At 59.0% G+C, this 21,244-nt stretch carries 23 protein-coding genes and 2 tRNA genes; 21 read left to right on the top strand and 4 right to left on the bottom strand.

Annotated features, from left to right (window positions below):
* Window positions 1-29: 29 nt before the first annotated feature.
* The gene (locus B9Q17_RS03795) at window positions 30-1,061 is read right to left on the bottom strand and encodes a zinc-dependent alcohol dehydrogenase family protein (RefSeq protein WP_058340716.1); all 1,032 of its coding nucleotides are present in this window, start codon (window positions 1,059-1,061) and stop codon (window positions 30-32) included.
* Window positions 1,062-1,332: 271 nt separating this feature from the next.
* Here B9Q17_RS03795 and tadA point away from each other — a divergent pair, with 271 nt between their 5' ends.
* Genes tadA through B9Q17_RS03775 form a run of 4 tightly spaced genes read left to right on the top strand, consistent with a single transcriptional unit; the run spans window position 1,333 to window position 4,638 of the window.
* Window positions 1,333-1,836, top strand: coding sequence for a tRNA adenosine(34) deaminase TadA (gene tadA, locus B9Q17_RS03790; protein ID WP_058340717.1), 504 nt, complete (start codon window positions 1,333-1,335; stop codon window positions 1,834-1,836).
* Between the two features lie 6 nt (window positions 1,837-1,842).
* Complete coding sequence (gene galE, locus B9Q17_RS03785) at window positions 1,843-2,832, top strand: UDP-glucose 4-epimerase GalE (RefSeq protein WP_094624167.1); 990 nt, start codon at window positions 1,843-1,845, stop codon at window positions 2,830-2,832.
* 32 nt (window positions 2,833-2,864) lie between these two features.
* Window positions 2,865-4,211 carry a UDP-glucose dehydrogenase family protein gene (locus tag B9Q17_RS03780; RefSeq protein WP_094624166.1) on the top strand — a complete coding sequence of 449 codons (1,347 nt, stop codon included), beginning with the start codon at window positions 2,865-2,867 and terminating at the stop codon, window positions 4,209-4,211.
* A gap of 16 nt (window positions 4,212-4,227) precedes the next feature.
* Entirely contained in the window at window positions 4,228-4,638 is a 411-nt protein-coding gene (locus B9Q17_RS03775; protein WP_094624165.1) for an HIT domain-containing protein, read from the top strand.
* Window positions 4,639-4,651: 13 nt separating this feature from the next.
* Here the strand turns inward: B9Q17_RS03775 and fabR are convergent, their stop codons facing one another.
* Window positions 4,652-5,278 carry an HTH-type transcriptional repressor FabR gene (fabR, locus tag B9Q17_RS03770; RefSeq protein WP_094624164.1) on the bottom strand — a complete coding sequence of 209 codons (627 nt, stop codon included), beginning with the start codon at window positions 5,276-5,278 and terminating at the stop codon, window positions 4,652-4,654.
* Window positions 5,279-5,620: 342 nt separating this feature from the next.
* Here fabR and aspS point away from each other — a divergent pair, with 342 nt between their 5' ends.
* The 14 genes from aspS to nadA all read left to right on the top strand — a co-directional run bounded on the left by aspS (window position 5,621) and on the right by nadA (window position 16,824).
* Window positions 5,621-7,420 (top strand): aspartate--tRNA ligase, encoded by a 1,800-nt coding sequence (gene aspS / locus B9Q17_RS03765; RefSeq protein WP_094624163.1) that lies wholly within the window; start codon window positions 5,621-5,623, stop codon window positions 7,418-7,420.
* Between the two features lie 69 nt (window positions 7,421-7,489).
* Window positions 7,490-8,017, top strand: a complete 528-nt coding sequence (gene ruvC / locus B9Q17_RS03760; protein ID WP_022989110.1) for a crossover junction endodeoxyribonuclease RuvC — start codon at window positions 7,490-7,492, stop codon at window positions 8,015-8,017.
* Between the two features lie 30 nt (window positions 8,018-8,047).
* Window positions 8,048-8,680 (top strand): Holliday junction branch migration protein RuvA, encoded by a 633-nt coding sequence (gene ruvA, locus B9Q17_RS03755; protein WP_094624162.1) that lies wholly within the window; start codon window positions 8,048-8,050, stop codon window positions 8,678-8,680.
* 147 nt (window positions 8,681-8,827) lie between these two features.
* On the top strand, window positions 8,828-9,859 hold the full coding sequence (gene ruvB, locus B9Q17_RS03750; protein ID WP_094624161.1) for a Holliday junction branch migration DNA helicase RuvB: 1,032 nt from the start codon (window positions 8,828-8,830) through the stop codon (window positions 9,857-9,859).
* Window positions 9,852-10,274, top strand: a complete 423-nt coding sequence (ybgC, locus tag B9Q17_RS03745; RefSeq protein ID WP_094624160.1) for a tol-pal system-associated acyl-CoA thioesterase — start codon at window positions 9,852-9,854, stop codon at window positions 10,272-10,274. The genes ruvB and ybgC overlap by 8 nt, the downstream gene beginning before the upstream one ends.
* 36 nt (window positions 10,275-10,310) lie before the next feature.
* On the top strand, window positions 10,311-11,000 hold the full coding sequence (gene tolQ, locus B9Q17_RS03740; RefSeq protein WP_022989106.1) for a protein TolQ: 690 nt from the start codon (window positions 10,311-10,313) through the stop codon (window positions 10,998-11,000).
* 31 nt (window positions 11,001-11,031) lie between these two features.
* On the top strand, window positions 11,032-11,478 hold the full coding sequence (tolR, locus tag B9Q17_RS03735; protein ID WP_022989105.1) for a protein TolR: 447 nt from the start codon (window positions 11,032-11,034) through the stop codon (window positions 11,476-11,478).
* Window positions 11,479-11,496: 18 nt separating this feature from the next.
* Complete coding sequence (gene tolA / locus B9Q17_RS03730) at window positions 11,497-12,504, top strand: cell envelope integrity protein TolA (protein ID WP_094624159.1); 1,008 nt, start codon at window positions 11,497-11,499, stop codon at window positions 12,502-12,504.
* 53 nt (window positions 12,505-12,557) lie between these two features.
* Window positions 12,558-13,841: a Tol-Pal system beta propeller repeat protein TolB gene (gene tolB, locus B9Q17_RS03725; RefSeq protein ID WP_244177310.1), complete on the top strand. Its 1,284-nt coding sequence runs from the start codon at window positions 12,558-12,560 to the stop codon at window positions 13,839-13,841.
* Between the two features lie 59 nt (window positions 13,842-13,900).
* Window positions 13,901-14,470 carry a peptidoglycan-associated lipoprotein Pal gene (gene pal, locus B9Q17_RS03720; protein ID WP_058340725.1) on the top strand — a complete coding sequence of 190 codons (570 nt, stop codon included), beginning with the start codon at window positions 13,901-13,903 and terminating at the stop codon, window positions 14,468-14,470.
* Window positions 14,471-14,495: 25 nt separating this feature from the next.
* Window positions 14,496-15,242 carry a tol-pal system protein YbgF gene (ybgF, locus tag B9Q17_RS03715; RefSeq protein WP_094624157.1) on the top strand — a complete coding sequence of 249 codons (747 nt, stop codon included), beginning with the start codon at window positions 14,496-14,498 and terminating at the stop codon, window positions 15,240-15,242.
* A 112-nt stretch (window positions 15,243-15,354) separates the two neighbouring features.
* A tRNA-Lys gene (locus B9Q17_RS03710) sits at window positions 15,355-15,430 on the top strand.
* A 62-nt stretch (window positions 15,431-15,492) separates the two neighbouring features.
* Window positions 15,493-15,568, top strand: a tRNA-Lys gene (locus tag B9Q17_RS03705).
* Window positions 15,569-15,762: 194 nt separating this feature from the next.
* Window positions 15,763-16,824 carry a quinolinate synthase NadA gene (nadA, locus tag B9Q17_RS03700; RefSeq protein ID WP_094624156.1) on the top strand — a complete coding sequence of 354 codons (1,062 nt, stop codon included), beginning with the start codon at window positions 15,763-15,765 and terminating at the stop codon, window positions 16,822-16,824.
* A gap of 18 nt (window positions 16,825-16,842) precedes the next feature.
* Here the strand turns inward: nadA and B9Q17_RS03695 are convergent, their stop codons facing one another.
* Complete coding sequence (locus tag B9Q17_RS03695; protein WP_094624155.1) at window positions 16,843-18,312, bottom strand: M48 family metalloprotease; 1,470 nt, start codon at window positions 18,310-18,312, stop codon at window positions 16,843-16,845.
* 156 nt (window positions 18,313-18,468) lie between these two features.
* Between B9Q17_RS03695 and B9Q17_RS03690 the strand changes: the two genes are divergently transcribed.
* The gene (locus B9Q17_RS03690) at window positions 18,469-18,696 is read left to right on the top strand and encodes a sulfurtransferase TusA family protein (protein ID WP_022989098.1); all 228 of its coding nucleotides are present in this window, start codon (window positions 18,469-18,471) and stop codon (window positions 18,694-18,696) included.
* A 15-nt stretch (window positions 18,697-18,711) separates the two neighbouring features.
* On the top strand, window positions 18,712-19,788 hold the full coding sequence (locus B9Q17_RS03685) for an AI-2E family transporter (RefSeq protein WP_094624154.1): 1,077 nt from the start codon (window positions 18,712-18,714) through the stop codon (window positions 19,786-19,788).
* 1 nt (window position 19,789) lies between these two features.
* Here the strand turns inward: B9Q17_RS03685 and B9Q17_RS03680 are convergent, their stop codons facing one another.
* Window positions 19,790-20,257: a peroxiredoxin gene (locus tag B9Q17_RS03680; protein WP_022989096.1), complete on the bottom strand. Its 468-nt coding sequence runs from the start codon at window positions 20,255-20,257 to the stop codon at window positions 19,790-19,792.
* A 74-nt stretch (window positions 20,258-20,331) separates the two neighbouring features.
* Here B9Q17_RS03680 and dapA point away from each other — a divergent pair, with 74 nt between their 5' ends.
* The gene (dapA, locus tag B9Q17_RS03675; protein ID WP_094624153.1) at window positions 20,332-21,210 is read left to right on the top strand and encodes a 4-hydroxy-tetrahydrodipicolinate synthase; all 879 of its coding nucleotides are present in this window, start codon (window positions 20,332-20,334) and stop codon (window positions 21,208-21,210) included.
* Window positions 21,211-21,244 lie beyond the last annotated feature (34 nt).

Genomic DNA, 21,244 nt, shown 5'->3' with positions numbered 1-21,244 from the left:
GCTTGCCGCCTTTTTTCGTTTTCAGGTCGTCATTCGGCGGTCAGCAACATCTTGACCGCTTTCTCCTTCGCCGCCTGGCTGAAGATGTCGTAGGCTTTTTCGATGTCATTGAGTTTGAGGCGGTGAGTGACCAGGTCAGCAGGCTTCACATCGCCACTCTCGACCACCTTCATCAATACCGGAATGGTGTTAGTGCTTACCAGGCCGGTGCGCACCGTGATGTTTTTGATCCATAGGTCCTGCAGCCGGAACTCCACGCTCTTGCCGTGTACACCGATGTTCGCGATGTTGCCGCCGGCGCGAATAATGCTCTGGCAGATATCGAAGGTCTCGGGTATACCGACCGCCTCCATGGCGACGTCTACACCCTCACCGTTGGTCAGTTCTTTGATGGTTTCGATCGGATTTCTGGCGATGGTGTCTGTGGCCCCCAGCATCTTGGCCATCGCCAGGCGGTTCTCGTCCGGATCAATCATGATGATGCGCGAAGGTGAGTAGAAGCGGGAGGTCATTACGGCGGCCAGTCCGATGGGGCCGGCGCCGATGATGGCGACTGTGTCCCCCAGTTTGACTTCGCCGTTGAGAGCGCCAATCTCGTGTCCTGTGGGCAGGATGTCGCTGAGCATCACCGCAGCAGCCGGGTCCATGCCTGCAGGCAGGGGATACAGGCTGTTGTCGGCATGGGGGATGCGTACATACTCGGCCTGGGTGCCATCGATCAAATGCCCCAGAATCCAGCCGCCGTCCCGGCAATGGGCATAGATGCCGCGCTTGCAGTAGTCGCAACGGCCGCAGGAGGTGACGCAGGAAATCAACACCTTATCGCCAACTTTGATGTTGGTTACACCGTCACCAACTTCTTCAACCACTCCCACGCCTTCGTGGCCGAGAGTACGGCCTTTCGTGACCGCTGGCACATCGCCTTTCAGAATGTGGAGGTCGGTGCCGCAAATGGTGGTATGGGTGATGCGCACCACGGCATCTGTGGGTTTCTCGATTGCAGGCTGTGGCTTGTCTTCCCAGCTGCGCTTTCCTGGTCCGTGAAATACCAGTGCTTTCATAACGTTCTCTCCTTGAAGGGTGCAAGGCTGCCACTGCCAGCCTGGGCAACGATAGCCTTGCATAGACTGCGCTGATTGAAACTGACTCATGTCATTATAGGCAGTGAGTGGGGAAAATGTATGGCAGTTTAAAGACTGAAGATCCTTCTTCTGGCGAGGGCGTGCCCGGCGCCGTCGCTTGGTTAAGAAGGCGAATAATGGTATTTTCGTGGCGCTTTCGGGGTTGGCCACTATCGTAGTTGTATAAGGCGCTATCAGCAGAGCCGCGTTTATGTCGGAATTACCAAAGAATGACGAATACTGGATGGCTCGTGCACTGGTGCTGGCGGAACGGGCGGCCTCGATAGGCGAAGTGCCCGTTGGTGCGATTGTTGTCCGTCATGGCCAGGAGCTGGGCGTGGGTTACAATGCACCCATTACCGGTTGTGACCCCACGGCCCATGCGGAGATTCGGGCCTTGCGCGACGCCTCCGCCAGGGCAGGAAATTACCGGCTGACCGGGGCAACCTTATACGTCACGCTTGAGCCTTGCACCATGTGCGTGGGAGCCATTGTGCACAGCCGCATCAGTCGTCTTGTGTATGGTGCCCGCGAGCCCAAAGCGGGCGCGGTTGAATCTGCCCGGTGCACGCTGGACGAAGCCCACCTTAACTGGCAAGTGGATGCAGAAGGCGGGGTTCTGGAAGGCGAGTGCGGCCAGATTATCAGCGATTTTTTCAGCCGGCGGCGGGCCGAGATTCGACGGCGGCGTAAACAGAATTCAGGGAAGGAGTAATTCTACGTGAAAGTACTTGTCACCGGCGGTGCCGGTTATATCGGCAGCCATGTGGTCCGGCAGCTGGCCGCAGCAGGCCACGACATTGTGGTATTTGATAACCTGTCCACCGGCTATCGCTGGGCGGTCACTGCCGGCGAGCTGGTGGTGGGCGACCTGGCGGACGAGCAGGCGATTGAGGCGGTTTTCGCCCGGCATAAGTTTGAGGCGGTCCTGCACTTTGCCGCCAACATTGTGGTGCCGGAGTCGGTCAGCAATCCCCTCAAGTATTACAGCAACAACACCCGCAACACCCTGAACCTGCTCAAAGCGGTGGAAAGCCACCAGGTGCCCTACATGGTGTTTTCCTCCACGGCTGCTGTGTATGGCATGCCGGAAGAAACGGTACTGACCGAAGACCTCCCGCTGGCGCCCATCAATCCCTACGGTGCATCCAAGTTGATGAGCGAGCGCATGATGATGGACCTGGCCGCAGCCAGCAGCCTGAACTATGTGATTCTGCGCTACTTCAACGTGGCCGGTGCCAACCCCGAAGGACTTCTGGGCCAGGCAACGCCGGAAGCGACTCACCTGATCAAGGTGGCCAGCGAGTGCGTGACCGGGCAGCGCGAGGGCATGAGCGTATTCGGCACGGATTACGAAACCCGCGATGGCACCTGCATCCGCGATTACATCCACGTGGAAGACCTGGCCAAGGCCCATGTGATGGCGCTGGATTATATGGCCGGAGGCGGGGAATCGCAGGTGCTGAACTGTGGCTACGGCCGCGGCTTTACCGTGCGGGAAGTGATTGATGTGGTAAAGCAGGAATCCGGTGTGGATTTCCCGGTCACCGAAACCGGCCGCCGCGCCGGAGACCCGGCTGCCTTGATGGCCGACAACACGCGAATCAAGAAAGTTCTGGGCTGGCAGCCGGATTACGATGACCTCAATACCATCGTGCGCACCGCGCTGGCCTGGGAAAAGATCTGGCTGCAGAAAAAAGCCTCTGATTGACGCCCTTTTCAACGAAATTCAGGAACAGTTACATGAAAATCACGATTTTCGGAACCGGTTATGTTGGCTTGGTGACGGGTGCCTGCCTGGCGGACGTGGGGCACCACGTGCTGTGCATGGATGTCGACCAGGGCAAGATTGAAAAACTGAAGAACGGCCAGATCCCCATCTATGAGCCAGGCCTGGATAACATCGTGAAGCACACGGTTGAAGCGGGCCGTCTGTCCTTTACCACCGATACCGAAGAAGCCGTCAAACACGGCACCCTGCAGTTCATCGCCGTGGGCACGCCGCCGGATGAAGACGGCTCTGCCGACCTGCAATACGTGCTGGCCGTGGCCAAGTCCATCGGCCAGTACATGGATGATTACAAGGTGGTGGTGGACAAATCCACTGTACCGGTTGGCACCGGCGACAAGGTGAAAGCAGCGGTTCGTGCCCAGCTGGATCATCGCGGCCTGGAGCTGGATTTCGATGTGGTTTCCAACCCGGAATTCCTGAAAGAAGGGGCGGCCATCAACGACTTCATGAAGCCGGACCGGATTGTGGTGGGCACCGACAGCGAGCAAGCCGCGGACCTGCTGCGCGAAGTCTACTACCCGTTCAACCGCAGCCACGACCGGATGATCTTCATGGACATCCGTTCCGCCGAGCTGACCAAGTACGCCGCCAACGCCATGCTGGCCACCAAGATCAGCTTCATGAACGAAGTGGCCAACCTGGCCGAGCGCCTGGGCGCGGATATCGAGGAAGTGCGCCGCGGTATCGGTTCCGACCCCCGTATCGGCTACCACTTTATCTATCCCGGCTGCGGCTACGGCGGCTCCTGCTTCCCGAAAGACGTCCAGGCCCTGGCCCGCACCGCCCGAGACTGTGATTACGAATCCAAGCTGCTGAATGCCGTAGAAGCGGTGAACTACGCCCAGAAGCATGTGCTGTTCGACAAGATCAGCCATTACTTCCAGGGCGACCTGAAGGGTAAAGTCATTGCCTTGTGGGGGCTGGCTTTCAAGCCGAACACCGACGACATGCGTGAAGCCTCGGCCCGCACCCTGATGGAAGACCTCTGGAAAGCCGGGGCCACCGTGCAGGCCTTCGATCCGGAAGCCATGGAAGAAACCCAGCGTATCTACGGTGACCAGGATGGCCTGACCCTGTGCGGTACCAAGGAACAGGCCCTGAAAGGCGCCGATGCCCTGGCCATCTGCACCGAGTGGAAAGAATTCCGTTCCCCGGATTTCGACGTGGTGTCCAACACCCTCAAGCATCCGGTGGTCTTTGATGGTCGTAACCTGTACGAGCCGGAAATGCTCGAGCGCTATGGTTTGATCTACTACGCCATCGGCCGCGGCCGCAACCAGTTCCATTCGGCGCTCTGAGCCGGGGAGGGGGGTGATGTTCCAGTTGCACGAACGCCTGGCGGCGGACACCCATAACCTGGGGCGCAGCCGCCTGTGCGAAATCCTGCTGATGAACGACCGCACCTGGCCCTGGATTATCCTGGTGCCGGTGGTGCCGGATATTCGCGAGATCTACCAGCTGGACAAAGAGCAACAGCAACGGTTGCTGGAAGAATCATCGACCCTGAGCCAGGGCATGATGGAGATCTTCGGTGGCGACAAGATGAACGTGGCGGCGCTGGGCAACATGGTGCCGCAGCTTCACCTGCACCACATCGTACGCTTTGAAGGCGACCCGGCCTGGCCGGGCCCGGTATGGGGTAAGCAGCCGCCGGTTCCCTACGAGGACGGCGAACTGGAACAGATCAAGGAAAAACTCAAGCCGCTGCTCCAGCAACTGGCCTGAGTACTCTTTGGTATTACTCCCGGCCCTGCTGCCACTGCGCCAGGGTCTGGGAACCTACCAGAATCATCCGAAGCTCCGTCTTCAGCTTGGCTTTCAGCTCCTCCCGCTCTTTGGGTGTGGCATCCAGCGCTTCCGCGCCCTGATTGAACACCAGGGTAACCATGGCCTCGGCCACCAGGCGGGCATCCGCCAGCGGCTTGTTCTGCTCCTCGGCAAACCGGCGCAAATCATCGGCCAGCTCGGTCACGAAGTGATCAATCTCCACCTTCACCGCCGTCCGGAACGGCTTCGACACCCCGGTACGCTCCCGCAGCATCAGCCGGAACAGATTGGCGTTATTGCCCAGATACTCCATAAACGTATCCACCGACGTAGAAATAGCACTGCCGTCGCGCACAATCCGCTTGCGGGCCTGCCGCATCAGCTGCCGCAGCGCCACACCGCCTTCGTCCACCAATGCCAGCCCCAGCTCATCCAGCTCGGCAAAGTGCCGGTAAAACGACGTTGGCGCAATCCCGGCCTCCCGGGCAACCTCCCGCAAACTGAGACTGCCAAAGCCCCGATCCGCGCTCAGCTGTGCCAGGGCCGCGTCCATCAGCGCCCGCCGGGTTTTCTGTTTCTGTTCCGCTCTGGTGGCCAACTTACAACTCCATCCGCCGGTCAAACCATGCATTCTAGCCCCCGGTTTTTTGATAGTCACCTTTACGCCCGATTTGCGGTGCCTGACGCCTGATTTTCAATCCCAATATGTTTATAATGAGCGGCTTTCATTTGTGCCGGGCCAACATCTTTGAGGTCGGGAACACAATAGCGTCAGGTGGGGGAAAGGCCTTCCGAAAATTTGCGGAGCCATGGATGGCGGAGCAGAAGCGCACAGGGATGTCTCGAGCGTTTTTCGGAAGGCCTTTCCCCCACCTGATGCGGGCGCCGATCGCCCAGAATTCAAAGTCAAACGTACACATTAAACGTAACGGGAACCGATATGCGCAGTCATTATTGCGGTGGGATCAACGAATCTCACATTGATCAGGAAGTTACACTCTGCGGATGGGTACACCGCCGCCGTGACCACGGTGGGGTAATTTTCCTGGATCTGCGGGATCGGGATGGCATGTCCCAGGTGGTTGTCGACCCGGACACCCCGGAAAGCTTTGCCCTGGCAGAGAAAGTTCGCAGCGAATTTGTTGTCAAAGTAACCGGCCGCGTGCGTCGTCGCCCGGCAGGTACCGAAAACAACAACATGCCGACCGGCCAGGTGGAGCTGCTGGGCAAGGAAGTCACCATCCTGAACGCCGCCGCCACGCCTCCGTTCCCGCTGGATGAGCATGTAGACGTTGGTGAAGACGTTCGCCTGCGCTACCGCTTTATCGACCTGCGCCGTCCTGAAATGATCAACCGCCTGCGTTTCCGTTCGCGGGTCACCAGCTACATCCGTAACTTCCTGGACAGCCGCGGCTTCATGGATGTGGAAACCCCCATCCTGACCCGTGCCACACCGGAAGGTGCCCGCGACTACCTGGTGCCGAGCCGTACCCACGAAGGCTCCTTCTTCGCGCTGCCCCAGTCTCCGCAGCTGTTCAAACAGATGCTGATGGTGTCCGGCGTTGATCGTTACTACCAGATTGCCAAGTGCTTCCGTGACGAAGACCTGCGGGCCGATCGTCAGCCGGAATTCACCCAGGTAGACATCGAGGCCTCTTTCATTGATGAAGAGGCCCTGATGAAGCTGAACGAAGACATGATCCGTGCACTGTTCAAAGACGTGCTCGATGTCGACCTGCCGGAATTCCCGCGCATGCCGTATTCCGAGGCCATGCAGCGCTACGGCAGCGACAAGCCGGACCTGCGTATCCCGCTCGAGCTGCAAGACGTGGGCGACCTGGTTGAAAGCGTGGATTTCAAGGTATTTGCCGGCCCCGCCAAGGATCCGAAAGGCCGTGTTGCCGCCCTGCGCGTGCCCAAGGGTGCCGAGCTGACCCGTAAGCAGATTGACGACTACACCAAGTTTGTCGGTATCTATGGCGCGAAAGGCCTGGCCTACATCAAGGTCAACGAGCTGGCCAAGGGCGCTGAAGGCCTGCAATCTCCGATCGTGAAGTTCCTGGGTGATGACGTTGCCCTGGCGATCATGGAGCGCGTGGGCGCAGAAGACGGCGACATCGTGTTCTTCGGTGCCGACAAGGCTACCGTGGTGAACGAAGCCCTGGGTGCCCTGCGCATCAAGGTTGGCCACGACCTGAACATGCTCACCTGCGAGTGGGCGCCGATGTGGGTTGTAGACTTTCCGATGTTCGAAGAACTGCCGGATGGCGGCCTGACGGCTATCCACCACCCGTTCACCGCACCGTCCTGCAGCCCGGAAGACCTGGCCGCAGACCCGGCGAACGCCTTGTCCCGTGCCTATGATATGGTTCTGAACGGTACCGAGCTGGGTGGTGGTTCCATCCGTATCCACGACGAGAAAATGCAGGAAGCCGTATTCCGCATCCTCGGCATTGGTGAGGAAGAAGCCCGTGCCAAGTTCGGCTTCCTGCTGGATGCCCTGAAGTTCGGTTGCCCGCCGCACGGTGGCCTGGCCTTTGGCCTGGATCGCCTGGTGATGCTGATGACCGGTTCTTCGTCTATCCGCGATGTAATCGCCTTCCCGAAAACCCAGAGCGCCACCTGTCTGATGACCCAGGCGCCGGGCGAGGTTGATGAAAAACAGCTGAAAGAACTGCACATTCGCCTGCGCCGCTCTGCCAAGGCCGTTGAAGGCAACAAGGCAGAAGACAAAGAGTAAGGGCACAATGCCGGAGGTGGTGCGCCACCTCCGGCCTGGCCAAACTCTCCCACTTCCGAGGGCAGACGGATGGCAATCATCCTGGGGGTAGACCCCGGTTCCCGAATTACCGGTTATGGCATCATCCGCGTGGAAGGTCGCACCATCGAGTACATCGATAGCGGCTGCATCCGGGTGGGGGAAAAGCCCATGGCCGAGCGTCTGCAAACCATCTTCCAAAGCCTTGCGCTTCTCATTGGCGAGTATCGCCCTGAAGAATTTGCCATCGAGCAGGTGTTCATGGCCCGCAACCCGGATTCCGCCCTGAAACTGGGGCAGGCCAGGGGAGCGGCCATTGTCAGTGCTGCCAACAGCGGCCTGGCGGTACACGAGTACTCGGCCCGGCAGGTCAAGCAGGCGGTGGTGGGTACCGGTGGTGCAGACAAGTCCCAGGTGCAGCATATGGTACAGGCGCTGCTGGGGTTGTCCCGCAAGCCTCAGGCCGATGCTGCCGATGCCCTGGCCATTGCCCTTTGCCATGCCCATATGAACCAGAGTGTCATGAAGCTGGCACGGTCTGGTGGCAAGGTGCGTAGCGGGCGTGTGCGACAACAATAACCGGCTGGCAACAGCTACAGGAGTCCTGCTTTGATTGGTCGTATTCGAGGAATATTGCTGGAGAAGGCGCCGGGGCACGTTCTGGTGGAATGCTCCGGCCTGGGTTACGAAATCGACATTCCCTACACCACCTTTTTTCATCTTCCGGATGCGGGCCAGGAAGTCACCCTGCACACCCATTTTGCGGTGCGGGAAGATGCCCAGAGCTTGTTCGGCTTTGCCTCACGGCTCGACCGTGATTTGTTCCGCCTGCTGATCAAGGTCAACGGTGTAGGCCCCAAGCTGGCGGTAGGCATACTCTCCGGCCTGGATGCGCAGCAGTTTATCCGCTGCGTGGAAGTGAAAGACGTCAACGCCCTGGTGAAACTGCCCGGCGTCGGCAAAAAGACGGCGGAGCGACTGCTGATCGAGATGGCGGACCGTATCGGACAGCTGGAAGGGCAGTTTGTGCCGACGATACCGGACACCCCGGCTGCATCCGGGGGCCCTGGTAATCAACCGCCAACAGGCCCGGACCCGCGGGACGAAGCGGAAGCGGCCCTGATTGCCCTGGGCTACAAACCCCAGGAAGCGGCAAAGGCCATCAGCAAGGTGGCCGAGCCGGAGATGACCAGCGAAATGCTGATCCGGCTTGCCCTGAAGAACATGATACCGGCCGGGTGAAGTCCCGGCTTTTTTGTGTCGCTCCATGACACTATTGTGTAGAGAGCGTAACGTGACTCGAACCAAGCCCTTTGTACAATTGGTGCAACCTGGAATTCAGGGGCAACCAATGGGCACGTTGTTTATTCCCAGCAAGCGGATAATGCCATGATTGAATCGGACCGACTGATATCGGCGACAGCCGGAGACTACGAAGAAGTGCAGGACCGGGCCATCCGGCCTACACTGCTATCCGAGTATGTTGGCCAGCCCAGTGTCCGTGAACAGATGGAGATCTTCATTTCTGCCGCCCGTGCCCGGCAGGAAGCCCTGGACCACGTGTTGATCTTCGGCCCGCCGGGGCTGGGTAAAACCACGCTGGCCAACATCATTGCCAACGAGATGGGCGTTTCTATCAAGACCACCTCCGGACCGGTGCTCGAGAAAGCCGGCGACCTGGCCGCCATGCTCACCAATCTGGAAGAAGGCGATGTCCTGTTTATCGACGAGATTCATCGCCTGAGCGCTGCGGTTGAAGAAGTGCTGTATCCGGCCATGGAAGACTACCAGCTGGATATTATGATCGGAGAAGGGCCGGCCGCCCGCTCCATCAAGCTGGACTTGCCACCGTTCACGCTGGTGGGCGCCACCACCCGGGCGGGATTGCTTACGTCGCCCCTTCGGGACCGCTTCGGTATCGTGCAGCGGCTTGAGTTTTACAACACCCAGGACCTTACCCACATCATCATCCGTTCGGCCCGCCTGTCGTCGGTGAAAATTGACGAATCCGGTGCCTTCGAGATTGCCCGTCGCTCCCGGGGCACACCGCGGATTGCCAATCGGCTGCTGCGCCGGGTGCGGGACTTCGCGGAAGTGCGTTCAGACGGTCGTATCACTGCCGATATCGCCGACCAGGCCCTGAATATGCTGAAAGTGGACAGCCAGGGCTTTGATCACATGGACCGCCGCCTGTTACTGGCGATGATCGAAAAGTTTGATGGTGGCCCGGTGGGCGTAGAGAGCCTGGCGGCGGCAATCAGCGAGGAGCGGGGCACCATCGAGGATGTGCTGGAACCGTTCCTGATCCAGCAAGGCTACATGGTGCGCACTCCCCGGGGGCGTATGGTGACCTCCAACGCCTACCAGCATTTCGGTGTGGTGCCGCCGAAATCCGGTAGGGAGGAAGATCGTTTTGACTGAGAACAGCCCGAATATCTTCGAACTACCCATCAGGGTGTATATAGAAGATACGGATGCCGGTGGTATTGTTTTCCACGCCAAGTACCTGCACTACATGGAGCGGGCACGAACCGAATGGGTTCGCAGCCGGGGTGTGGGCCTTCGGGCTGGCCTTGAGGACAACATCAGCTACGTAGTGCAGCGCATGAACATCCATTACCGGACGCCGGCAAAGCTGGATGACCAGCTGCTGGTCACTGCCGAGCCGGTGGCATCGTCCCGGGTATGGATGAGCTTTCGCCAGCAGGTACTGAAGGCAGAGAGTCGGGAGTTATTGTGTGAGGCAGAAGTGCGGGTGGCGTGCATTGCACTGGATACCGGCAAGCCCCGCCGCTTGCCGGAAAACATGTTGGAGATTCTTAAGAACTCCGCGTAAAGAATTGAAAAATATAAACTTGGTCGGGAGTAGATAGTGGAAGCGGAACTTTCAGTCTGGCATCTGATTGCGAACGCCGGGGTACTGGTGCAACTGGTTATGTTGTTGCTGGTGGCAGCCTCGGTTATGTCCTGGGCTTTAATCTTTCAGCGCCTGCAGGTGTTTCGCAAGGCCAAGCGTGCGCAGCTGGCCTTTGAAGAAAGGTTCTGGTCTGGGATGGACCTGGGCCAGCTGTACAAGGAAGTAAGCTCAGATCCCACGCCGTACTCCGGCATGGAGGCGGTGTTCCGGTCAGGTTTCAAGGAATTTTCCCGCCTGCGCCAGCAAAGCCGGGACGCAGATGCGGTCATGGAAGGTGCCCAGCGCGCCATGCGGGTGGCTTTCTCCCGGGAGCAGGAGCGGCTCGAAACCCATTTGCCGTTCCTGGCCACGGTGGGTTCCACCAGTCCCTACGTGGGCCTGTTCGGTACCGTTTGGGGCATCATGAACTCCTTCCGGGGCCTGGCGCAGGTTCAGCAGGCAACCCTGGCTACGGTTGCGCCGGGCATTTCCGAAGCCCTGATCGCCACCGCCATGGGTCTGTTTGCCGCGATTCCGGCGGTTATTGCCTACAACCGGTTCGCCGCTATGTCTGATGCCTTGCTGAAGAACTACGAGACCTTCGCGGAGGAATTCTCCAGCATCCTGCATCGCCGGGTTCACAACAACGACCAGGCCGCAGGCTGATGGCTGACACCGGGCAAATGGGAGAAACGGTATGAAAGGCATGGGAATGATGCCCCAGCAGCGGCGCAGGCCGATGTCGGAAATCAACGTGGTGCCCTACATTGACGTAATGCTGGTGCTGCTGGTGATCTTTATGGTGACGGCGCCCATGCTCACCCAGGGGGTGAAGGTGGATTTGCCGGAGACCACGTCTGACCCCATCCAGCAGGACAAAGACGTGGAATCCATTACCGTGTCTGTGGATGCCAATGGCGCCTATTACCTGGAAGTAGGTGATCGTGGCGGCGATCCGATGTCGCTGGACGAAGTGACCGACCAGGTGGCGAAGATTCTTTCCCAGCGGGCCAACAGTGAAATCATGGTACGCGGGGACGAGTTTGTGGATTACGGTGTTGTGGTGCGCCTGATGGCAGCATTGCAGGCGGCCGGCGCCAGCGGCGTTGGACTTATCACAGACATGCCCGACACTAACCCGTAACAAGGTGGCGAACGAGTTGTGACAGGTCACGAACGGGAAACGATCAGTACCGATACGCCGCCGTGGAAGTCGCCGGTTGTGTTATCGGTGGCGCTGCATGTGCTGCTTCTGGTGATTGCCCTGGCTGGCTGGTCGTGGACCAATCCTGTACAGGAACCGGAGCCCCGCAGTATCTCGGCAAGGCTGGTAAGCCCCGAGCCCAAGCCCAGCCCGGTGGTCGACGAGCAGGATCAGCGCGACAAGGAAGAAGAGCGTCGCTTGCAGGAAGAGAAAGAGCGGCAGCAAGCGGAAGCCGAGCGCAAACGGCAACAGGAAGAAGCCAGGCGCAAAGAGGCCGAAGAGCAGGCTCGCAAGCGAGAGCAGGAGCGCAAACAGCAGGAGGCGAAAGCCCGGGAGCTGGCCGAGCAACAGGCTCGCGAGAAAGAAGCCGCCCGCCAGAAAGCGGAAGCCGAGGCGAAGGAGCGTGCTCGCCAGAAAGCCGAGCAGGAGCAGCGTGCCCGCGAAGAGGCTAAGCGTAAGGCGGAAGAAGAGCAGCGCCGCCGTGAGGAGGCCGAACGCCAGCGCCAGGAACAGCAAGCCCGGGAAGAGGCGGAGCGTAAGCGCAAAGAAGCCGAGCGCCGCCTGAAAGAACAGCAGCTGGAAGCGCTGGCTGAGCAGGCCCGCCAGGAGCGGGAGGCAGAAGCACGGCGCCAGCAGGAGGCGGCAGCGGCACGAGCCCGGGAAGCCCAGATGCTCAGTGACAGCGAAAAATACCAGGCCCTGATTCGGGACCGTCTGAGCCAGGCCTGGTATCCGCCGTCTTCCGCCACAGAGAACATGGTGGCCAGGCTACAGATTACCCTGTTGCCGACCGGGGAACTCGCCAATGTGCGGCTGGTCAGCAGTAGTGGCAATACAGCATTCGATAACTCGGCGCTGGGTGCGGCCCGCTCACTTAACCGCTACCCGGTACCGGACGACAGGGATACTTTCGAGCGGTACTTCCGCCAGTTTACGATTGAATTCAATCCGCAACGCCTGCGGTGAGGCCAGGGACTGATATGACACAAAAAACGAGTTGCCATAAAACAACCGTGAAAATGCTCCTGACCGGCTGGCTGGCAGCGATGATGCTGTCGGCAGGTAACGCCAGCGCCGAGCTGCTGATCCGGATAACCGAAGGAGCGAACTCGGCCATTCCGGTGTCGGTTGTGCCGTTTGCCGAAAGCGGCGCCATGCCGCCGGGCGACAAGGTGAGCAGCATCGTGCAGGGCGACCTCACCATGAGCGGTGAGTTCCGCACGCTTGAGCCCTCGAAAATGCTGAGCCTGCCATCGAAGGGTTCGGATGTGTACTTCCGGGACTGGCGCATGCTCGGCCAGCGCTATGTGCTGGTAGGCGAACTGACCCGCAGTGGCGACAGGGTTCATGCCCGCTATGAACTGTTTGATGTAAACCAGGAGAAGCGGATCCTGGGTGAGACCGCAGCTGCCGGTGTTGGCAGCGTCCGCACCCTGGCGCATCACATCAGCGACCGCATTTACGAAGCCATTACCGGAGAGCCGGGCGTGTTCTCCACCAAGCTCGCCTATGTGACGGTGAGCGGTGAGGGCGACCAGATGCGTTACCGGCTCCAGGTCAGTGACGTGGACGGCAAGCGGGCAAAAATCCGGCTGGAAAGCCGTGAGCCGATTCTGTCCCCGGCCTGGTCGCCGGACGGCAAGAAGCTGGCCTATGTGTCGTTCGAAACTGGCAAGCCAGCCATCTACGTGCACGAGCTGTCTTCCGGACAGCGGGACAAGGTAGCGGATTTCTCCGGCCTGAACTCGGCCCCGGCCTGGTCGGAAGACGGTCAGTCCCTGTTGATGACCCTGTCCCGTGACGGCAATGCGGAAATCTACCAGATGGACCTGGCCAGCCGGAAAACCACCAAGCTGACCAACCACTGGGCCATCGACACCGAGCCGGCCTGGGACTATGCCAACAAGGGCATTTACTTTACCTCGGACCGTTCCGGTGGCCCGCAGATCTACTTCATGGAGCGCCCGGGTGCCGAGCCGCGCCGGATCACCTTCGGCAGTCGTTACAACGCACGGCCTCGGCCGGATAACAAGGGTGAGTACGTGTATTACGTGCACCAGCGGGACCGGGCATTCCACATTGCCCGCACCAACCTGAAAACCGGTGACGAAAGCATTATCACCCGCACCGAATCGGATGAATCACCCAGTGTGTCGCCCAATGGCCGACTGCTGATCTATGCCACCGGCCAGAACGGAGCCAGCGTGTTGACCGTTGTTTCTGCCGACGGCGGTGCGGCCTACAGCCTGCCTGCGGCCGATGGCGATGTAAGAGAACCGGCCTGGGGGCCGATCACCCGCTGAGGCTGTTAGCGCGGGCAGAAAAACTGGTTTAAGCAAACTCAAAAAGAGGGAAAGGAAGTATGAAACTGTCATTCTCAACAAAAGTGTTCGCTATGGTACTTTCTGCCGGACTGGTAGCAGGCTGTAGCTCCACCGGCGAAAACATGGAAGACGAAGCCTACGGTTCTGACGTCCAGGCTATCGGCGGTGATGACGGCTCTACGGTATATGGTGGCGACGATGGCGATGGCGTTTCCTCCGGTGTTCTGAGCGACGAAGAGCGTCAGGCTGCCCGTGAGCAGGCCGAGCAGCAGGCCCTGCGTGATATCACAACCTTCTACTTCGATTTCGATACTTCCGAAATCAAGCAGGAAGCCCGTGACGTGCTGGTTGCCCACGCTCGCTACCTGGCAGACAATCCGCGCCAGCAGGTTCGCCTGGAAGGCCACGCCGATGATCGCGGCACCAAGGAGTACAACCTGGCCCTGGGTGAACGCCGTGCCAATGCTATCCAGCGTTTCCTGATTGTGAACGGGGCTTCCCGTGGCCAGATGGAAACCGTAAGCTACGGAGAAGAGAAGCCGGCTGTACGTGGCACTTCCGACAGCGCCCGGGCGCAGAACCGTCGCGTAGAGCTGATTTTCCAGTAAACCTTCTGATTAACCGGACGGGCCCATGAGAAAACAGCTCATGGCGACCGTGCTGATCCCGCTGGGCCTTGGCCTGGCGGGAGTCGTTCAGGCACAGTCGTCGAATGTCTCCTCCCAGAGCAGTGCCGAACTGTTCTACATGATCCAGCAGTTGCAGGGCGATGTTCGCCGCCTGCAGGGCAGGGTTGAAGAGCAGCAGCACGAAATCAGCCGGTTGCAACAGCAGGGCCGGGATCGGTATGTCGACCTGGACCAGCGTATCCTGGATCTCTCCAAGGCGATCGAAGCGCGTCCGGAGCCTGCTGCCGCAAGTTCAGGCGGGGCAGCGGACGCTTCAGGGGGCAGTGGCTCGCAGCCGGTACAGCCGGAGAAGGTTTACCGGTCTCCGGAAGCGGATGAAAAGCAGGCCTACGACGAGATCATCAGCCTGATCCGTAACGACAAGGATTACGACACCGCCATTTCACGGCTGTATGACTTTGTCGACAAGTATCCCGAAGGCGACCTTACCGTGAATGCCTATTACTGGCTGGGTGAGGTTTATCTGGCAAAGCCGCAGCCCGAGCAGGCAAAGCAGGCGTTCACGATTGTGGCAACCCGCTACAGTGATCACCGCAAAGCGCCAGATGCGGTCTACAAGCTGGGTGTCGCGCTGGATCGGCTGGGCGAGAAAGACGAAGCCGTGCGCCGGATGCAGAGCGTGGTCGATCGTTATCCGCAGTCGTCTGCCGCAGACCTGGCTAAAAAATACCTGGACAGTGCAGGAAGTTGATCGCACATTGAACGATCTGGTTGTCGGGTGATCAGTCAGGAAAAAAATATAAAGATTCCCGAAAAAAGGGGTTGATCACCAAAAAAAATTCAGTAATATGTGCGCCTCGTTTGGGTCGTTAGCTCAGTTGGTAGAGCAGTTGGCTTTTAACCAATTGGTCGAAGGTTCGAATCCTTCACGACCCACCAAACACAGAATGCCCGAAACCAACGCGGGTGTTCGCCGGATGAAAAGCCGGCAAAACAGTTACGGGTCGTTAGCTCAGTTGGTAGAGCAGTTGGCTTTTAACCAATTGGTCGAAGGTTCGAATCCTTCACGACCCACCAACAAACCGGAGTGCCTCAGGGCAATTCGGTTGAAAAAAAGAGCCTTCGGGCTCTTTTTTTTTGCCTGTCGGGCCACCATCTTTGAATCAGCCCAGGCAGCCACTCAGGGCTTTATCACGGGTATATTGCAGGCCGATGAAATGCGGTGGGGAAGTGATATACTCTGGCGGTAAACGTATTTCAGAGATCCAGCGATGACACGAGCGCAAGACCGTATCCTTGTTCAGGAACACCTGGCCCACCAGGCCGAGCCCAAGCCTTTGAGCGACAGTGAAAAGGCCGACCTCGAGGCGCGCATCAAAGATGCCCTCAAGGAGAAGGATGCCGTGCTGGTTGCGCATTACTACACAGACCCGGACATCCAGCGACTGGCTGAGGAAACCGGTGGTTGTGTGGCAGACTCGCTGGAAATGGCCCGCTTTGGCAACCAGCATCCCGCGTCTACGGTTGTGGTGGCAGGCGTCCGCTTCATGGGTGAGACCGCCAAGATCCTTAATCCGGAAAAGCGTGTGCTTATGCCCACCCTGGAAGCGACCTGCTCGCTGGACGTGGGCTGCCCCGCGGACGAGTTCTCCGAGTTCTGCGACCAGCATCCGGACCGCACCGTGGTGGTCTACGCCAATACTTCGGCGGCCGTGAAGGCGAGGGCAGACTGGGTGGTTACCTCCAGCTGTGCCCAGGCTATTGTTGAGCACCTGGATGCCCGGGGCGAGAAAATCCTGTGGGCGCCAGACAAACACCTGGGCCACTACGTGCAGAAGACCACGGGCGCCGATGTGCTGCTGTGGGACGGCTCCTGCATTGTGCACGAGGAATTCAAGTTCCGCGGCCTGGAAGACCTCAAGGCCCTGTACCCGGATGCCGCCGTGCTGGTGCACCCGGAATCACCGGATGCCGTGGTGCAGATGGCGGATGTGGTGGGTTCAACGTCCCAGCTGATTAACGCGGTGCAGACCCTGCCGAATGAAGAGTTCATTGTCGCCACCGACAACGGCATCTTCTACAAGATGCAGCAGCTGGCGCCGAACAAGACTTTGATTGAAGCCCCGACTGCCGGAAACGGCGCTACCTGCCGCAGCTGTGCCCATTGCCCCTGGATGGCCATGAACGGGCTCGAAAACCTGCTGCATGTGCTGGAAACCGGTGACCAGGAAGTGCTGGTAGACGATGCATTGCGTGAGGATGCCCTGCGCCCCCTGCGCCGTATGCTGGACTTTACCGCCAATATGAACCTGAAGGCCGCAGGCAACGCCTGATTTCAGCCTTGCCCGTTATTACTGGCGGGCTTCCTGCAGGCGGCTGGCAATTTCGCCCAGGCGCTGGTTGATCACCTGCCGTTCGGTAGACCCGGCCGGCAGCAGTTCCTGGGCCTGGCGCAACTGGCGCTGGGCCGCACGCCAGTCTCCCATCAATACCTCATACTCTGCCCGTGCCCGATGCACGCCCACAATATTGCGGGCCATACCTTCCGCTTCTGCCAGTCGCAGCCAGACCTGTTCCTGGTGCGGATATTGTCGGCTCATATCCCTGAGTACAGACGCTGCTGCAGAGCCGTTACCGTCACCGATTTCGGCGCTGGCCAGCATCATACTGATCGGGTAGTTGCCCGGATTGCGTGACAGCGCACCCTGCAACAGATTCCGGGCCTCGGCAAAGCGCTGCTGGCTGATCTGTGTTTCGGCCAGGGAGACCTGAAACGTGATGCGCCCCGGATTGTCTTCCAGCAGTTCCCTCAGGATGTTTTCTGCCTTCTGGTACTGCCTGGCTTCGTGATAGGCCACGGCCAGGCCATAGCGGATGGCATCGTTGCGCTGGGCGTCGTCCCGGTTCAGGTAGGCCTCGAAGGTTTCGATCGCAATCTCCGGGGATTGGGCGTAGTGCACCTGCAGCCGGCTGCGGACAAGATGGTATTCCTGGCCATCCCGCACTCGTTCGTCAGGGTATTGCTCGGCCCGGTTACGGGTGTCGGCTACCCGGCTCTGGGTGAGCGGGTGCGTGGAAAGGTATTCCGGCAGCCGATTACCTTGCAGGCGGTTCTGGCGCATCATGATCTCGAACATTTCCGGCATGCCCCGCGGATCCATGCCGGCGCTGGCCAGGATGTCCAGGCCCACACGGTCAGCTTCCTGTTCGTGGGATCGACTGTAGGCCAGCATGTTCTGCATGGAGATGGCCTGGGTGCCGGCAATGGCGGCAATGCCGATGTCGGACTGGGTCACTGCCGATAACACAATGCCGGCAATCATACCGGCAAGGGTCAGCGGTGCGCTGGTTTCCTGCTGCTGCATGCGCCGGGCAAAGTGACGCTGGCTCAGGTGCGCCAGTTCGTGGGCCAGTACCGAAGCAAACTGTTGCTCGGTGGCGGCGTTCAAAAACAGCCCGCCATTCACGCCAACGATACCGCCGGGCACGGCAAAGGCGTTCAGGGCAGGGCTGTCGATCAGCGCCAGGCTGAGATTGCGATCATCCAGCGGAGCCGAGGGCACCAGCCGGTAAATCATTGAACTGAGATAGTCGTAAACCAGCGGATCCTGGATCTGCGGGGCCGAGCGCCGGATGGAGGTCATCACCTGCTGGCCGATGTCGGCCTCCTGCTGGCCGGAAATCAGGCCACCGCTGCCGCCAATGCTGGGCAGTGTGGAGTTATTGGCGGTCAGCGCAGCCGGTGTGGTCAGCAGGCTGGCGGCCAGGGACAGGGCCAGGCTTAAACGCGATCTGCTTCGGCGATTTTTGGAGTGCGTCATGGATTCCGATACTGCCCCGGTTTCAGATGGCCGTTAGACCAGTGGTGCTCTTCGAAGTTCTGGTTTGGATTACCAACTCTTGAGGTGCAATAGGGTAACACCACCGGCATAATGCGTGCCTGAATACTGACTGAATGTTAATGGTAACTTTTTCTTATGGCTGACCGAAGTCTGGACGCAAGCGGCCTGCGCTGCCCGATGCCGTTACTGAAGACCAAGCTTGAGCTCAACAGCATGTCGCCGGGTGAGCAGCTGGAAGTGCTGGCTACCGATGCCGGCTCTAACCGGGACATTCCCGCCTATGTTGCCATGTCGCCCCACCGGCTTGTCAGCCAATCGGAGAGTAATGGCGTCTATCGTTTCATGATAGAGTGCGGCGGTTAATTTCCGGAGATTTTCATGGTCAGAATTTTACGGGGCCTGGCCCACAAGTATTTCTCGGACGAAGAAGCGGTCATCCTGTTTTTGCTGCTGGTGACCGGAACAATTTTCGTCATCTGGTTCGGTGCCATGCTGGCCCCGGCCATTGCATCACTGATTGTCGCTTTTATCCTGCAAGGGCTGGTGTCCAAGCTGAATCGCATGGGGGTTCCCCAGACGGTTGCGGTTATTTCGGTGTTCCTGGTGTTTATGGGTGTGCTGATCGGGTTTATCTTCGGCCTGCTGCCGCTTATCTGGACGCAGGTGAGCACCCTGGCCGGCGAAGCGCCCCGGATTATCCGGGAGCTGCAGTCGTATCTTTCACTGTTGCCGCAGGAATATCCTCACCTGGTCTCTGAAGAGGCGGTGAACCTGATTTACGCGGAAATCTCTGCGGAAGTAGGGCACGCAACCCAGTGGCTGGTGTCTTTCTCGCTTTCCAGTATTCCGGACCTGGTGGCCTTGCTGATTTATATGGTGCTGGTGCCGATCCTGGTGTTTTTCTTCCTGAAAGACCGGGAGCTCATCGTCAATTCCATTGGCCGCCTGCTGCCGCCGCAACGCCCGATGATGGTTCGTATCTGGCACGAAGTTAACCTGCAATGTGCCAACTATGTGCGCGGTAAAGCCGTGGAAATCCTGATCGTTGGCGGGACCACCTACGTGGCGTTCAAGTTGCTGGGCATGCCCTATGCTGCGCTGCTCTCTTTGCTGGTGGGGCTGAGCGTGGTGATTCCCTACATCGGTGCCGCCGTGGTGACCGTGCCGGTCGCCGTTATCGGCTTGTTCGCCTTTGGCTGGAGCAGCCAGTTTATCTGGATCATGGTGGTTTACGGCATTATCCAGGCGCTGGATGGCAACGTGCTTGTTCCGGTACTGTTTTCAGAGGTTAACAACCTGCACCCGGTGGTCATTATCGTGGCGGTACTGTTCTTCGGAGGTATCTGGGGCTTGTGGGGTGTGTTCTTTGCGATTCCGCTGGCAACCATGCTGAAAGCCGTGTTTGCCGCGTGGCCGGTGCAGGAGGACATACCCGCACCGGCACAGGAAGCCTGATTCAGAGCGCCTTGACGGCCTCGAGCACTTCGTCAACGTGGCCGGGCACTTTTACGCCCCGCCACTCCTGGCGCAGCACACCTTTCTTGTCGAACAGGAAGGTGCTGCGTTCGATGCCAAGATGCTCCTTGCCATAGAGCTTTTTCAGTTTGATGACGTCAAACAGCTTGCACAGGGTTTCATCTTTGTCTGAGATCAGGTGAAAGGGGAAATCGTATTTCGCCCGGAAGTTCTCGTGAGCCTTCAGGCCATCCCGGGAAACACCGAAGATTTCGGTGTCCAGCTCCGCGAACTGTGACATGCGATCGCGGAAGTCCTGGCCCTCGGTGGTGCAGCCGGGTGTATTGTCTTTCGGGTAGAAATAGATAACGATGTTTTTGCCCTTGAGGTCGGCTGGCCGGATGACCTGTTCACCGGTGGCCTCGGCTTCAAAATCAGGGATGGGTTGGTTCAATGCTACAGATGACATGAGTTCTCCTTGAATTCCCTTGTGTCGTTACGAGCCCAACATTACCATATCGGTTTTATTCGGACGGAGCTTTTATGATTACGGGTAGCCTTGTCGCACTGGTCACGCCCATGCATCCAGACGGTGAGATTCACTGGGAGGATCTGGACAAACTGGTGGACTTTCACATCGAAAACGGCACTCACGGTATTGTTGCTGTGGGTACCACCGGCGAATCCGCAACCCTGGACCCGAAAGAGCATTGTCGGGTTATCGGGCATATCATAAAACGGGTGGCCGGCCGGATTCCTGTGATTGCCGGTACCGGTGGTAACAGTACGCGCGAAGCGATCGAACTGACCACTGAAGCCCACAAACTGGGTGCCGATGCCTGTCTGCTTGTGGTGCCATACTACAACAAGCCGACCCAGGAAGGCCTGTACCAGCACTTCAAGACCATCGCTGAAGCTGTACCGGGCATGAGCCAGATTCTGTACAACGTGCCGGGCCGTACCGCCTGTGACATGTTGAACGAAACCGTTGAGCGCCTGGCTGATATTCCCAATATTGTCGGTATTAAAGACGCCACCGGTAACATTCCCCGCGGCAGCGAACTGATCGAGGCCGTTAAAGGCCGCCTGGCGGTTTACTCCGGTGACGACGCTACCGCAGCAGACCTGATGCTGGCCGGCGCCAAGGGTAACGTTTCGGTAACCGCGAACGTCGCTCCGAAAGCCATGTCCCAGCTGTGTGAAGCGGCAGTTGCCGGTGATCAGAGCGAAACCGCTCGCCTTAACGAGTTGCTGATGCCGCTGAACCGCAAGCTGTTCCTGGAAGCCAATCCGATTCCGGTGAAATGGGCCTTGCAGCGCATGGGCATGATTGGTGAAGGCATCCGTTTGCCGCTGACTCCGCTCAGCGAGAAGTTCCACGGCGAGGTGGAAGACGCCCTCAGAGCCGCTGGTGTTCTCTGAAGCCGTAAGAACCACCCGCTAACCGGAGTTGCCG

The sequence above is a fragment of the Marinobacter vinifirmus genome (assembly GCF_002258215.1).
Taxonomy (GTDB): Bacteria; Pseudomonadota; Gammaproteobacteria; order Pseudomonadales; family Oleiphilaceae; genus Marinobacter; species Marinobacter vinifirmus.
The sequence above is the reverse complement of the archived record's forward strand: the minus strand, read 5'-3'. Positions and strand labels throughout refer to the sequence as shown.

Excerpts from the sequence above, each read along its gene's own strand:
- ruvB (WP_094624161.1), top strand. The coding sequence starts at position 8,828 with ATGATTGAATCGGACCGACTGATATCGGCGACAGCCGGAGACTACGAA.
- tolB (WP_244177310.1), top strand. The coding sequence starts at position 12,558 with ATGCTCCTGACCGGCTGGCTGGCAGCGATGATGCTGTCGGCAGGTAAC.
- B9Q17_RS03780 (WP_094624166.1), top strand. The coding sequence starts at position 2,865 with ATGAAAATCACGATTTTCGGAACCGGTTATGTTGGCTTGGTGACGGGT.
- pal (WP_058340725.1), top strand. The coding sequence starts at position 13,901 with ATGAAACTGTCATTCTCAACAAAAGTGTTCGCTATGGTACTTTCTGCC.
- tolR (WP_022989105.1), top strand. The coding sequence starts at position 11,032 with ATGAAAGGCATGGGAATGATGCCCCAGCAGCGGCGCAGGCCGATGTCG.
- B9Q17_RS03685 (WP_094624154.1), top strand. The coding sequence starts at position 18,712 with ATGGTCAGAATTTTACGGGGCCTGGCCCACAAGTATTTCTCGGACGAA.
- aspS (WP_094624163.1), top strand. The coding sequence starts at position 5,621 with ATGCGCAGTCATTATTGCGGTGGGATCAACGAATCTCACATTGATCAG.
- ruvC (WP_022989110.1), top strand. The coding sequence starts at position 7,490 with ATGGCAATCATCCTGGGGGTAGACCCCGGTTCCCGAATTACCGGTTAT.
- B9Q17_RS03775 (WP_094624165.1), top strand. The coding sequence starts at position 4,228 with ATGTTCCAGTTGCACGAACGCCTGGCGGCGGACACCCATAACCTGGGG.
- dapA (WP_094624153.1), top strand. The coding sequence starts at position 20,332 with ATGATTACGGGTAGCCTTGTCGCACTGGTCACGCCCATGCATCCAGAC.
- B9Q17_RS03695 (WP_094624155.1), bottom strand. The coding sequence starts at position 18,312 with ATGACGCACTCCAAAAATCGCCGAAGCAGATCGCGTTTAAGCCTGGCC.
- B9Q17_RS03690 (WP_022989098.1), top strand. The coding sequence starts at position 18,469 with ATGGCTGACCGAAGTCTGGACGCAAGCGGCCTGCGCTGCCCGATGCCG.
- ybgF (WP_094624157.1), top strand. The coding sequence starts at position 14,496 with ATGAGAAAACAGCTCATGGCGACCGTGCTGATCCCGCTGGGCCTTGGC.
- B9Q17_RS03795 (WP_058340716.1), bottom strand. The coding sequence starts at position 1,061 with ATGAAAGCACTGGTATTTCACGGACCAGGAAAGCGCAGCTGGGAAGAC.
- tadA (WP_058340717.1), top strand. The coding sequence starts at position 1,333 with ATGTCGGAATTACCAAAGAATGACGAATACTGGATGGCTCGTGCACTG.
- B9Q17_RS03680 (WP_022989096.1), bottom strand. The coding sequence starts at position 20,257 with ATGTCATCTGTAGCATTGAACCAACCCATCCCTGATTTTGAAGCCGAG.
- nadA (WP_094624156.1), top strand. The coding sequence starts at position 15,763 with ATGACACGAGCGCAAGACCGTATCCTTGTTCAGGAACACCTGGCCCAC.